General features: G+C 60.4%; 11 protein-coding genes. 3 read left to right on the top strand and 8 right to left on the bottom strand.

Features of this window, described 5'->3' with window-relative positions:
- Positions 1–9: 9 nt before the first annotated feature.
- Both AC1DIS_RS20690 and AC1DIS_RS20685 read right to left on the bottom strand, forming a co-directional pair.
- The gene (locus AC1DIS_RS20690; protein ID WP_477781052.1) at positions 10–1,191 is read right to left on the bottom strand and encodes a CaiB/BaiF CoA transferase family protein; all 1,182 of its coding nucleotides are present in this window, start codon (positions 1,189–1,191) and stop codon (positions 10–12) included.
- A 144-nt stretch (positions 1,192–1,335) separates the two neighbouring features.
- On the bottom strand, positions 1,336–2,670 hold the full coding sequence (locus AC1DIS_RS20685; RefSeq protein ID WP_111455173.1) for a dicarboxylate/amino acid:cation symporter: 1,335 nt from the start codon (positions 2,668–2,670) through the stop codon (positions 1,336–1,338).
- Between the two features lie 337 nt (positions 2,671–3,007).
- Here AC1DIS_RS20685 and AC1DIS_RS20680 point away from each other — a divergent pair, with 337 nt between their 5' ends.
- Positions 3,008–4,006 carry an AraC family transcriptional regulator gene (locus tag AC1DIS_RS20680; protein ID WP_018926307.1) on the top strand — a complete coding sequence of 333 codons (999 nt, stop codon included), beginning with the start codon at positions 3,008–3,010 and terminating at the stop codon, positions 4,004–4,006.
- 188 nt (positions 4,007–4,194) lie between these two features.
- On the opposite strand, the gene AC1DIS_RS20675 is transcribed toward AC1DIS_RS20680, so the two are convergent.
- The 4 genes from AC1DIS_RS20675 to AC1DIS_RS20660 all read right to left on the bottom strand — a co-directional run bounded on the left by AC1DIS_RS20675 (position 4,195) and on the right by AC1DIS_RS20660 (position 7,637).
- Positions 4,195–4,554, bottom strand: a complete 360-nt coding sequence (locus tag AC1DIS_RS20675; protein ID WP_019581235.1) for a DUF6124 family protein — start codon at positions 4,552–4,554, stop codon at positions 4,195–4,197.
- Between the two features lie 367 nt (positions 4,555–4,921).
- Entirely contained in the window at positions 4,922–6,268 is a 1,347-nt protein-coding gene (locus tag AC1DIS_RS20670) for an ATP-binding protein (protein WP_064616500.1), read from the bottom strand.
- Complete coding sequence (locus AC1DIS_RS20665; RefSeq protein ID WP_064616498.1) at positions 6,265–6,942, bottom strand: response regulator transcription factor; 678 nt, start codon at positions 6,940–6,942, stop codon at positions 6,265–6,267. The genes AC1DIS_RS20670 and AC1DIS_RS20665 overlap by 4 nt, the downstream gene beginning before the upstream one ends.
- Positions 6,943–7,034: 92 nt before the next feature.
- Positions 7,035–7,637, bottom strand: a complete 603-nt coding sequence (locus AC1DIS_RS20660) for a hypothetical protein (protein ID WP_442115360.1) — start codon at positions 7,635–7,637, stop codon at positions 7,035–7,037.
- Between the two features lie 147 nt (positions 7,638–7,784).
- Between AC1DIS_RS20660 and AC1DIS_RS20655 the strand changes: the two genes are divergently transcribed.
- Positions 7,785–8,576 (top strand): dienelactone hydrolase family protein, encoded by a 792-nt coding sequence (locus tag AC1DIS_RS20655; RefSeq protein WP_477743505.1) that lies wholly within the window; start codon positions 7,785–7,787, stop codon positions 8,574–8,576.
- A gap of 221 nt (positions 8,577–8,797) precedes the next feature.
- On the top strand, positions 8,798–9,523 hold the full coding sequence (locus AC1DIS_RS20650) for a 4'-phosphopantetheinyl transferase family protein (RefSeq protein WP_218281489.1): 726 nt from the start codon (positions 8,798–8,800) through the stop codon (positions 9,521–9,523).
- 143 nt (positions 9,524–9,666) lie between these two features.
- Here AC1DIS_RS20650 and AC1DIS_RS20645 read toward each other — a convergent pair whose 3' ends face one another.
- Together AC1DIS_RS20645 and AC1DIS_RS20640 are read right to left on the bottom strand one after the other, a co-directional pair.
- Positions 9,667–11,277 carry an ATP-binding protein gene (locus AC1DIS_RS20645; protein WP_138866965.1) on the bottom strand — a complete coding sequence of 537 codons (1,611 nt, stop codon included), beginning with the start codon at positions 11,275–11,277 and terminating at the stop codon, positions 9,667–9,669.
- Entirely contained in the window at positions 11,274–11,987 is a 714-nt protein-coding gene (locus AC1DIS_RS20640) for a response regulator (RefSeq protein WP_086944557.1), read from the bottom strand. Before AC1DIS_RS20640 ends, AC1DIS_RS20645 begins: the two co-directional genes overlap by 4 nt.
- Positions 11,988–12,582 lie beyond the last annotated feature (595 nt).

Genomic DNA, 12,582 nt, shown 5'->3' with positions numbered 1-12,582 from the left:
GGACAGACGCTAGATAACTACCTTGGCCCGCCGCAGCGCTTCAATCCGCTCAACACTAAACCCCAACTCCCCCAACACCTGATCCGTATGCTGCCCCAGCCGGGCGCCGATGTGCCGTGGCTCAGGCAACCCCGCTGAAAACTTCAACGGACAGGCCATCTGCGCCTGGGTCGAGCCATCGCCCCGCGGCACCTCAGCCACCAATTCCCGCGCCTGCAACTGCGGATGCCCGACCGCTTCGCCCAGGCTCAACACCGGCTCGACACACGCATCGGCCCCGGCAAACAGCTCACACAGCCAGGCAAAGTCGTGTTTTTCGAATTCAATGTTCAGCGCGTCCTTGAGCGCCCGTTGCCGGGCGGGGTCGGACGACAATCCCTCGGCCGCCAGTTCCGGAYGGCCGAGCACCGTGCACAATTGCTGCATGAACCCCGGTTCCAGACTGCCCACCGACAACCAGCGGCCATCGCGCGACCGGTAGTAATCGTAGAAGCTGCCGCCGTTGAGCATCTGCTCTTCCCTGCCCGGCTCAACGCCGCAGGCCAGGTAGCCGGCACCGGCCATGGCGTTCAGGCTGAAGGCACAGTCAGTCATGCTCACATCCAGATGCTGTCCCTGCCCGGTCTGCTGCCGCGCGATCACCGCTGCCAGCAGCCCGATCACCCCATGCAACGAACCGCCCGCGACATCTGCCACCTGCATACCCAACGGCAACGGGCCGCTGTCGGCGCGGCCGGTGTAGCTCGAAAGGCCCGCCAGCGCCAGGTAGTTGATGTCGTGGCCGGCGCGGTCCTTGTAAGGGCCGGTCTGGCCATAGCCGGTGATCGACACATAAATCAACCGTGGATTGATCGCCTTCAAGGCTTCATACCCCAGGCCCAGCCGTTCCATCACGCCAGGGCGGAACTGCTCCAGCACAATGTCGTAGTCCACAAGCAATTGCTTGATCACCTCCAGCGCCTCGGGCTGCTTGAGGTCCAGCGCCAGGCTGCGCTTGTTGCGATTGAGGTAGGCGTGGCTGGCCGACACCCCCTGATCATGGGGCGGCAGCACCCGCAGCAAATCCGTGCGGGTCGGCGATTCGATGCGCAGCACCTCGGCGCCCATGTCCGCCAACAGCAACGAGGCGAACGGCCCCGGCAGCAATGTCGAGAAATCCAGAACCTTGAGTGATGCCAGTGGACCGAGCATGAGCGTTCTCCAGTGCAGTCCCCCAAGCCTAGGCAGCCCGGGACATTGCAGCAATCACCTTATGTGCCAGTGACACTGACCGTTACGCTCAAATCGCAGGCAACAAAAAACCCGCCGAAGCGGGTTTTTCATTTACAACAAGGCTTACTTGGCGTTCGTCGGGGTTGCCCCTTCGACGTGGCCCAAAACATCATCTTTAGGCTCGTCGGCAATGCCGCGACCGCCCGAGGCCAGCTCGGATTGCAGCACGTCGGTGTCGAGTTCCTTGACCCACTTGGCCACAACAATGGTGGCAACCGCGTTACCGATCAGGTTGGTCAACGCGCGGGCTTCGGACATGAAACGGTCGATACCCAGGATCAGCGCCAGGCCGGCAACCGGCAGGTGGCCAACAGCGGACAAGGTAGCGGCCAGTACGATGAAGCCACTACCGGTCACGCCAGCAGCGCCTTTGGAGGACAGCAGCAACACCACCAGCAGAGTGATCTGGTGAGTGATGTCCATGTGGGTGTCGGTTGCCTGAGCAATGAACACTGCCGCCATGGTCAGGTAGATCGCCGTACCGTCGAGGTTGAACGAGTAGCCGGTCGGGATCACCAGACCTACCACGGATTTCTGCGCACCCAGACGCTCCATTTTGATCAGCATGCGTGGCAGTACCGACTCCGAAGAGGAAGTACCCAGTACGATCAGCAGTTCTTCACGGATGTAGCGGATCACTTTCAGCACGCTGAAGCCATGAGCGCGAGCGATACCACCCAGCACCACCAGAATGAACAGCAGGCAGGTGATGTAGAAGCAAGCCATCAACTGACCGAGTTGCACCAGCGAGCCAACGCCATAAGCACCGATGGTGAACGCCATGGCACCCAAGGCACCGAGCGGCGCGAGCTTCATGATCATGTTGATGATGTTGAACATCACGTGGGCGAAACGGTCGATGAAGTCCAGGATCGGCTTGCCGTAGGCACCCAGGCGATGCAGGGCGAAACCGAAGATCACCGAGAACATCAGTACTTGCAGGATATCGCCCGTGGCGAACGCACCAATGATGGTGGTCGGGATCACGTTAAGCAGGAAGCCAACGACGCTTTGATCCGCACCGGCAGCCACATAGGTAGCGATTTTTGAGGCATCCAGCGTGGTGACATCGATGTGCATGCCGTTACCCGGCTGCACGATGTTGACCACCACCAGACCGACCAGCAGTGCAATGGTCGAAACGATTTCGAAGTAGAGCAGCGCGTAACCGCCGGTCTTGCCGACCGACTTCATGTTCTGCATGCCCGCGATACCGCTGACGACGGTGCAGAAAATGATGGGAGCGATGATCATTTTGATCAGTTTGATGAACCCGTCACCCAACGGCTTGAGGGCTACACCGGTCTGCGGGTAGAAGTGACCGAGCAGGATGCCGATGGCGATGGCAACGATCACCTGGAAATACAGGGATTTGTACAGTGGCTGACGAGTCGTCATTGCAAAGTTCCTCAAGAGCGCCCGGTGACAACATCCATCTGTTGCCCAAGACACTTCAATTGCGAACCCTCCTGCACTGGAGGGATTTGTTTTGTCGAGCTGCGCAACGGCAGGCATCTGCTGGTTGTATCGCAAGGCCCGTGCCACATTCGCCAAAAAGCCTGCGAGCCTTTTGACATCAAGGGTTACAGGTTTCTTTTGGTCACCAACCAGTTACCACCATGTGGCGGATTTCCGCCAACCCACCTGACCTCGTCCTGCAATTTGGCGGATATCCGCCTTGTTCATCGTCGATGGGCACCGCTACCATCCATTGCTCAGTGGACGGACCTGCCCCATGCGTGAACGCACCATCGCCAGCCATTTCGCCCGTGCCGCCCTCGGCGGCGCACGCCGACGTGGCTACGACTATTCGAGCCTGCTGCAGCAACTGGGGATCAGCCCCGAGTTGCTTGAAGAACCGCGCGCCCGAATCGCGCCGGAACAGTTCACCCGGTTGATCCAGGGATTGTGGCTGGCCCTGGACGACGAATACCTGGGCTTCGGGCAGGCCCCGAGCAAACCCGGCAGCTTCGCGATGATGTGCCACGCGGTGATCCACTGCCGCACGCTGGAGAAAGCACTCAATCGCGGCCTGTTGTTTTACAGCCTGTTTCCCGGGGCGCCGCGTCTGACCTTGAGCCGCGAAGGCGAGATGATTCGCCTGAGCCTCGACGATTCACCGCTGTGGGACCCGGACCACTTCCTCAGCGAAAGCCTGCTGGTGATCTGGCATCGGTTCGGCAGCTGGCTGATCGGCCAGCGCATTCGTCTGGAGCACGCCACATTCAGCTACCCGAGGCCCGAGCACGGGGCCGAATACGACTTGCTGTTTTCCTGCCCGCTAACGTTCGATACTACTCAGAGTAGCCTGCTGTTCCACAGCCGCTACCTGAACATGCCGCTGTTGCAGGACGAACGAACCCTCAAGCACTTTCTCGAGCGCTCCCCCGCCGACCTGCTGTCACGCCCCGACGAAGGCGACAGCCTGAGCAGCCAATTGCGGCGCTTGCTCAGCCGCGACAGTGCACGCTGGCCGGACTTGGAAGCAGTGGCGGCGCACCTGCACATCAGCCCGCAAACCTTGCGTCGGCATTTGCGTGAGGAAGGCACGAGTTTTCAGGAATTGAAGGATCAGTTACGCCGGGACATCGCGATTTATCACCTGGGGCGGGCGGATCTATCGTTGCAACAGATTGCCGAGCAGTTGGGGTTTTCCGAACCTTCGGCGTTTCATCGGGCGTTCAAGAAGTGGACGGGTTTGACGCCGGGGGCCTATCGGGCGCAGGAGAACTGATTTCACAACTTTGCAGGCAGCCATGCTGTTGTGGCGAGGGAGCTTGCTCCCGCTGGGTTGCGAAGCGACCCCAAACCCGGCAATCACGGTTTTTCAGACACACCGCAAACTCAGGTTTTGYGACTGCTTCGCAGCCGAGCGGGAGCAAGCTCCCTCGCCACAATAAGTGCTCTCACCACAGACTTTCGTTAGCCTTGCGGATCGAGGTTATCCAGCACCCGGTTGACGGCCAGCTCACCGAGCATGACCACCGATTGAATCCCCAACATCATGTTGCGATGGGGCATGTCCATCAACCCGGCGAACTCACTGAGCATCACGCTCGCCGATGCCAGGGATTCGCAGGCGTTGACCAGCAGTGTTTCGTTATCGACCTTCGCACCCACATGGTAAATGGTGCTGGGTTTGCGCTTGGTGTCTTTGGGAGTGGGTGGTTTGAGGTAGTGGTCGAGGGCGCGGTCGGCGGCTTCGTGGAGTTTTTTGGAATCGAGGGATTCGTAGGGGGAGACGTCGTCGGGTGCTGGTGGATTAGGTGTTGGTTTGAACATGGATAAAGCCTCCTAGAGTCATGGAGCCACCACTGTTCGCTGCGAGACGAAAGAAGGTGGCAGCTATACGCGGGTCGCAGACCGGGACTCTAGAACCGGCAGACCCGAAGGTCTCCCACGTACAGCCGCCATAACATGAACGGAGGATGTTGTGCGTCTAGAGATACACGGGCTGCGAGACCCGATCGCTGATTCGTCAACGACAAGGAAACGATATAGCCCACGCCCCAGGCGCACTAGCCGGCGGATTCTGGCGTAGTCGTAGGCAGCGGCGCAAGGCACTCGACAGCTCCTACAGGTGGACGCAAATCCCTGTAGGAGCTGTCGAGTGCAACGAGGCTGCGATCTTTTCGGCCAAGCCCCTACATCAAACCACCGGAAAATGAATCCGGAACGCCGCGCCGCCCATCGGCGAATCCCCCAGCGTCAACTTGGCGCTGTAGCTTTCGATGATGTCCTTGACCACCGCCAAGCCAATCCCCTGCCCCGGATGCTGGCGGTCCAGCCGCTCGCCGCGCTCGAGAATCCGTGCGCGTTGGTCCGGTGGTACACCGGGGCCATCGTCTTCAATGCAAAGCTCAATGCTACTGAGGGTTTCGCGCACGCTGATGCGTACTTCGTTCAGGCACAGGCGATAGGCGTTTTCCAGCAGGTTGCCCATCATTTCCAGCAAGGCGCCCTGCTCGATCGGCACGTAGCACTGATCCGGCAGATCGAAGGCGACCCGAACGCGTTTGTCGCGGTAGACCTTGTCCAGGGTGTCGCAGAGGCTTTGCAGCACCGGGCGCAGGCGTACCTGATGGCGCACCAGACCACTTTTGCGCAGGCTGGCCCGTTGCAGTTGATAGCTGATCTGCTGGCTCATGCGTTCGATCTGGGTTTGCAGCACCCAGGCCTGATCGCGCTCTTGCGGCTTTTGCGCCATGTCTTCGCTGACCCCTTGCAACACCGCCAGCGGGGTTTTCAGGCTGTGGGCCAGGTCGTCGAGGGAGTCGCGGTAACGGCTGCGCTGTTCACGCTCGCTGTGCAGCAAACGGTTGAGCGAGCCGGTCAGGCGCAGCAGTTCGCGCGGGTGTTGTTCGCTGAGGCTTTCGCGGGTGCCGCTTTCGATCTGGTCCAGCTCCTGGCTCAGCCGGCTCAACGCCTGCAAGCCCCAGGTCAGGCCGACCCAGAGCAAGACGAGCAACACCAGTAACGCGGCACCGAAGCCCAGGTAGAGGTTTTCCCGCAGGCCTTCGAGGGTGACTTCGTATTCGCGCACCGGTTGCAGCGCGACGATGCTGAACGCCGCGCTTTTGCCGCCGAGCAGCTTGACCTCGACGTCATAGACGAAAAACTCTTCACCATTGGCCTCGCGAATCCTCGCGAACTCGTTCCCGCGCCCGTCGTAACGCGGCTTGTAGTTGATGTTCTCTTCCTGGGTGGCCCTCGAGCGCCAGACCAGGTGACCTTCGCGGTCATAGATGTAGCCGAGCAAACGGCTGTCGGTGAGGTTGAAACGCTCATCGGGTAACTGCGCCGGCATCTGCAAGCGGTTGTTATCCACCCGGGCGGCGGAGATCAGCGTGGTGACGTCCGACGCCAGGCGCTGCTCGATGGAGTCCTGCAACGCCAGGCTGAACGCGCCCTGCATCGCCGGCAGTAACGCCAGCATGAACAACACCGCCAGGGTGGTGGCGGCGAGCATCAAGCGGACACGAAGGGAACGAATCAAGTGCAGCGCTCATTGAACAGGTAGCCGAGGCCACGCACGGTATCGATCGGCTTGAACCCGGCCGGGCCTTCGAGTTTGCGACGCAAGCGGCCGACCAGCACTTCGATCACATTCGGATCGCGCTCGTCGTCATCCGGATAGAGTTGCTCCATCAAGCGGTCCTTGGCCACCACTTGCTGGTGATGGCGCATCAGGTATTCGAGGATCCGGTATTCGTAGGCGGTCAGCGCCAGCGGCTGGTCATCGAGGGACGCCTGTTTGCGATTGAGGTCCAGCACCAAGGGACCGGCGACGATGGTCGACTGGGTGAAACCGCTGGAGCGACGCAGCAAGGCATTGAGCCGGGCGTCCAGCTCTTCGAACTGGAACGGCTTGACCACGTAGTCGTCGGCACCGGCGGCGAGGCCTTCGACCTTGTCTTGCCAGTTGCCGCGCGCGGTGAGGATCAGGATCGGAAACGTCTTGCCCTGGGAGCGCAGCTGACGAATCAGGTCGAGCCCGCCCATGCCCGGCAAACCGAGGTCGATCACCGCCAGGTCATGGTTGAACTGCTCGGCCTGATGCAACGCATCGATGGCGTTGGCCACGGCCTCGACCACGTGGCCGCTGTCCGTCAAACGGGTCTGCAGGTGATGGCGCAACAGCGCTTCATCTTCGACAACCAGCAATTTCATAAGGCTCTCCGGGGCAAATCAACATCTCCAAAGGTCAGTCAAGCCTGCTCCCACAGGTTGCGAGGCTTAACTGACTGGCAACCAAACGCTGTTTAGAAAGCGTAGTTGGCGGACAAGTACGTCTGGGCGCTGCTGGTCAAGTCCAGCGAACCCTGTTTGCTGCCGCCGCGCTCGCTCATCTCGGTGCTGGCGTTGCTACGCAGGTAACGGTAACCCAGCTCGACCGAGGTGTTTTGCGAAACTTGCTGCAACACGCCGAGCTGGCCGCCAATGGCGTAACCGATGTCGCTGTCGCGGCTGAAGCCTGGCGATTCCTGGGTCATTTTGGTCAAACCGGCCGTGGCACCGCCGAACAGTTTGGTGCTGCCACCCACTGGGTAAAACAGATCGTAGCTGCCCAGCAGGTTTTCCTGACGCAGTTTAATGCCATTATGCGAGCCCGACACGTTGTCGTAAGTGGCGTAGTAGCGGCCCTGGCTGTCTTGCTGGCCCACACGCAAACCCCAGGTGTTGTCCTTGCCGATCACACCGTCGGCGTTCGGGTGGTTGAGGTTGTCGTTCAGGGCACTGGATTTTTTAATCTTGTCGCTGGTCTGGCCAAAGGTCAGCCCGGCAAAATTGGTGGTGTCGGCGTGGGCGGCAACACTGGCGCCCATCACGGTGAAAGCCAGCAGCAGCTTTTTCAAAGTAGTCATTGGGGAATTTCCTCATGCGCTATGTGCTTTTTGGGTACGGGGCAAGGTTACTGACCTCACCCTGTACAGCCCCTGAACGCACTCTGAACCTGAGCTGAATCAAATCGGCTACGCTTTCTTGACGTTTGTTTATAAGGAGATTCAGCCATGCGTGTGTTGCTCGCCCTTGTATTACTGGCCGTGAGCGGGGTCAGCCAGGCCGCCATCAAGACCCAGGAAATTCCCTATCAGAGTGCCGATGGCACCAAGCTGATTGGCTATTACGCCTACGACGACGCCATTAAAGGTCCGCGTCCGGGTGTGGTGGTGGTACATGAATGGTGGGGGCTCAACGACTACGCCAAGCGGCGCGCCCGCGATCTGGCGGGTCTGGGCTACAGCGCACTGGCGATCGACATGTATGGCGACGGCAAGAACACCGAACACCCCAAGGACGCCATGGCGTTCATGCAAGCCGCGACAAAGGACAGCGCAGCAGCCAGCGCGCGGTTTCAGGCCGGGCTCGATTTGCTGAAGAAACAGCCACAGACCGATCCGGCCAAACTGGCGGCCATCGGCTATTGCTTCGGTGGCGCAGTGGTGCTGAATGCCGCACGCCAGGGATTGCCGCTGGCGGGCGTGGTGAGTTTCCACGGTGCACTGGCGACCAATACGCCGGCGGTGCCTGGCAGTGTGAAAGCGAAAATCCTGGTGGAGCATGGCGCGCAGGACAGCATGGTGACGGCGGATAATGTGGCGGCGTTCAAGGCGGAAATGGACAAGGCCGGTGCCGACTATAAATTTGTCAGCCTCGAAGGCGCCAAGCATGGCTTCAGCAACCCTGATGCGGATCGTCTGAGCCACGGCGATCATGGCGGGCCGGACATTGGTTACAACAAGGCCGCCGATGAGAAATCGTGGGCGGACATGCAGGCGTTTTTCAAGAAGATCTTTGGCTGACACACCGACAGCATTGCTCCCTGTGGCGAGGGAGCTTGCTCCCGCTGGGCTGCGAAGCGGCCCCAAAACCTGCAACCGTATTTCGTCAGGTACAACGCGTTTTCCGCCTTTACGACTGCTACGCAGCCGAGCGGGACGGTGCGGCGATCCGACAAGCTCCCTCACCACAAAAGCCCTGCTGCCACTACCCAGCCTCAAGGCAACCCGGCAAAATGCCCGTCATGAATCCCGTCCCCGCCCTACCCGCCTGCTGCACCCCGCTCGACGCCCATTGGCCGCTGCCGTTTGTGCTGCCCGATACGGTCCTGCTGGGCACTCACTTCGATACCAAGCAATTGGCCAGCGATGATTTCCAGCGCAGCGCCATCGAGCCGCCCGCGAGCATCCAGCGTTCGGTGGCCAAGCGTCAGGCCGAGTTTCTTGCCGGGCGGATTTGCGCTCGGGCCGCGTTGCAACAGCTGGAAGGGCTGAGCTTCATTCCGGCCATTGGTGAAGACCGCGCACCGGTGTGGCCAGCGCATATCACCGGTTCGATCACCCACAGCACCGGCCGGGCCGCGGCGATTGTCGCGAACAAGGCCCATTGGCGCGGCTTGGGAATGGACCTGGAAAATCTGCTCGACGCAGAACGGGCCGAACGCCTGGCCGGAGAGATTCTCACCGGGCCTGAGTTGCAGCGCATGACCGCCGGGGCTCGCGATCAGTTGGCGATGGTGGTGACGCTGACGTTTTCGGTGAAGGAAAGCCTGTTCAAGGCGCTCTACCCGATCGTCCAAAAGCGCTTCTATTTCGAACACGCCGAAGTGCTGGAGTGGAGCGAGGGCGGTGAAGTGCGGTTGCAGTTGCTGACCGACCTGTCCAGTGAGTGGCGCAGCGGCACCGAACTGGACGCGCAGTTTGCGGTGATGGATGGGCAGTTGTTGAGCCTGGTCAGTATCAAGGCCTGAGGTTTTGTAGTGGCTGTCAGGGCCTCTTCGCGGGCAAGCCTCGCTCCTACGGGGTTTGTGTCGATAACGAAATGGGTGAACGCCCCCCCGATCTGTAGGAGCGAGGCTTGCCCGCGAAGGCGATTGCCCTGACACCAACAACCTCAACGCCGCTCCTGATTCCTCGGCCAGCTCAAACTGAAACACGCCCCGCCCAGGCTTTTGCTCTTGCTGATCAGCGCTCGCCCGTCGTGCCAATGGATGATCCGCCTCACGATCGACAACCCCAGCCCATGACCACCCGAAGCGCGGGTGCGGCTGTCGTCGAGGCGCAGGAACGGGGTGAAGATTTTCTCCCACGCGGTTTCCGGCACGCCCGGCCCATCATCCTCGACATCCACCCGACAGCGCTGCTGCCCCACCTGATAGCTGACAGTCACCCGTGAACGGGCATGGCGCATGGCGTTGCTCACCAGGTTCTGCAACGCCCGGTGCAAGTAGCGCGGCTCGGCTTCAACCCAGGCGCCGTCGCAATCGGCGGCGGACAGGCACAAGCCGCGCTGCACCGTGACCTCGGCGCGCAACGGCGCCAGTTCCTCGATCACCTGATTGACCAACGCATCCAGATCGATCCGCTGGAAATTCAGCGCCGGCGAGCCCTGCTCCAGCCGCGCATAAGTGAGCATCTCATCGACCAACCGATCGAGATCCTCAATGTCGTGGTCCATGCCCTCGCGGTATTTCTCCAGCGCCTCAGGCGTGGTGGCCGAGCCGATCATCTCCAGGCCAAAACGCAGGCGCGCCACTGGTGTGCGCAATTCGTGGGACACGGCACGCACCAGTTCTCGCTGAATCGCCAACAATTGCTGCAAGTGCTCGGCCATGCCATTGAACGCCGAGGCCAGCCGCCCCACCGAGTCGGCGCCACGGGCCGGTACGCGGGTTTCCAGGCTGCCCTTGGCAATTCGCGTGGCGGCGGCTTCCAGACCGCGCAAACGACGCTCCAGTTGCCGCACCAACAGATAGACAATCAAACCGATCAGGCTCAGGCCAAGGGCCGCGATCAGCACCAGCCACTCGGGCGGGTAAGGATTCATCTGATACAGCGGGCCGATTTCCAACACCCACGGCGTACCGACCATGCCGGCAAACACCCGAATCGAATCGCCGCCCTTGCCTAACGCCATCACCGTGTCGCCTTCTGACACGCGGCGGCTCTGGTCTTCGTCCATGTCGGCCTCATCAACCGTCACCAGCCGCAGATCGAAGCCGAAACCCTTATCTTCCTTTAACTGCTCCAGACGCTTGGGCTGCTCGGCCACCGGGTAGCGCACCAGTTCATCGGCCAGCAGGTAGATGGTCGCCCGCGCCAGTTGCTCGCTGATCTGCTGGACTTCACCGGTGAGCACCAACTGCTCCTTTTCGCTGACCAGGCGATAAACCTTCGCCGCATGCGGACCGGTCTGCTCCACCAGGGCCTGGCCGTGCAACACGCGGGTGCGCTGGGTCAGGTCGAGGTCGGTCTGGGGGAACGTCTTCAGCGCCAGCGGAATCCCGAGCAAGCGCTCCCACAACAGCAACGCCCGATGGCGCTCGGTTTCGTTCATCGGTTGCAGGTTATCGGCCATCAGCGAGAAGGTGCCGTGGGCCAGGCGCTCGCGGTACTGCTCGCTGCGCACCTGGTTAAGCAGGTGCAACGCCAGCACGCCGAGTACGGCCACCAGAATCAGCGCCGCGCACATGCCGCCATAAATACGCAGGAAGATCGAGTTCACAGGGTGCAGGCTTCCGGCACGAACAAATAGCCTTTGCTGCGGACGGTCTTGATCAGCCGCGGATGGTCCGGGTCATCGCCGATCTTGGGGCGGATGCGCGAGATGCGCACGTCGATCGAGCGGTCCTGGCCGTCATAACCGATACCGCGCAGCGCGGTGAATATTTCTTCGCGGGACAGAATACGCCCGGCATTGGCCACCAGCAGCCAGAGCAGATCGAACTCGGCACTGGTCAATTCGATGCCTTTGTCATGCAGCCAGGCTTCGCGCAATGCGTTGTCCACCACCAATGGGCCGAACTGCAGGCGCCGTTGTTTTTCCTGGGGCACTTCAGGGGTTTCACTGCGCCGCAGCAGAGCCTGGATGCGCGCCAGCAATAAACGTGGACGCACCGGTTTGCAGACGTAGTCGTCGGCGCCCAGGTCCAGGCCAAGAATCTGATCGGTGTCATCGGTGCGCGCGGTGAGCATCAGGATCGGCCCGTCATAGCGGTCGCGAATCTTGCGGCAAATGCTCAAGCCATCTTCGCCGGGGAGCATCAGGTCGAGAATCACCAGGTCCGGTTTCTCCTTGATGATGCGTGCTGCGGCCAGGGCGCCATTACCCTCGATCGATACTCGCAGGCCATTGGCTTCCAGGTAATCGCGGGTCAGTTCGGCCAGACGCTGGTCGTCCTCGACAATCAATACCTGCCAGGCTTCTTGCTCCACGACGACCTCTGCTTGCCAACACCATCAATAAGGAAGGATCCACCCGTCTTTTTGTAATGATTGGGGAGGATAAGAATGCATCTGCATGGGCCGATTGTATAAACGCCACACGTCTGGAACACAAGCCGGTAAATGCGTTCGGACACAACGGTTTTTTGTGATAGGGTTCGCGCCCTTAAAAATCCGGATGACTGTTTTCTGTCGCTGAAAATCAGTGAAAAATGGTCGGCTCCAGCTAGGTCGCGGCCTACACGCCCGTTCCCTCTTTCACACACAATTTACGCACAGGTTTATCCACAGGTAGTACGTTGCAACACCCTCCAAAACGCATTATCTTGTACCTCGGCGCAAAAAAAACCCTACATGTAGGGTTTTACGCCAAAAACCAAACACAAACCGGACACCGATTTCAAGCGCTTTTATTGCCTCTTTCCGGTTGAACCAAACGTATTTTCGAAAGACCAAACCGCGTGTGCGGATGGCTACTGTTTTTAAGCCCGAAACGGCGATAACGGTACGGGTGTTGCAGTCATTTACTGCCACTCAAAACGGAATTCGGTTTCAGGCCCAAGGCGTGACACCAAAGACTTCGGCA

It is taken from the genome of Pseudomonas sp. 05N433 (assembly GCF_056396925.1).
The sequence above is the reverse complement of the archived record's forward strand: the minus strand, read 5'-3'. Positions and strand labels throughout refer to the sequence as shown.

Coding starts and splice junctions, on each gene's coding strand:
- AC1DIS_RS20675 (WP_019581235.1), bottom strand. CDS start 4,554: ATGTTCAAACCAACACCTAATCCACCAGCACCCGACGACGTCTCCCCC.
- AC1DIS_RS20685 (WP_111455173.1), bottom strand. CDS start 2,670: ATGACGACTCGTCAGCCACTGTACAAATCCCTGTATTTCCAGGTGATC.
- AC1DIS_RS20650 (WP_218281489.1), top strand. CDS start 8,798: ATGAATCCCGTCCCCGCCCTACCCGCCTGCTGCACCCCGCTCGACGCC.
- AC1DIS_RS20660 (WP_442115360.1), bottom strand. CDS start 7,637: ATGACTACTTTGAAAAAGCTGCTGCTGGCTTTCACCGTGATGGGCGCC.
- AC1DIS_RS20655 (WP_477743505.1), top strand. CDS start 7,785: ATGCGTGTGTTGCTCGCCCTTGTATTACTGGCCGTGAGCGGGGTCAGC.
- AC1DIS_RS20665 (WP_064616498.1), bottom strand. CDS start 6,942: ATGAAATTGCTGGTTGTCGAAGATGAAGCGCTGTTGCGCCATCACCTG.
- AC1DIS_RS20680 (WP_018926307.1), top strand. CDS start 3,008: ATGCGTGAACGCACCATCGCCAGCCATTTCGCCCGTGCCGCCCTCGGC.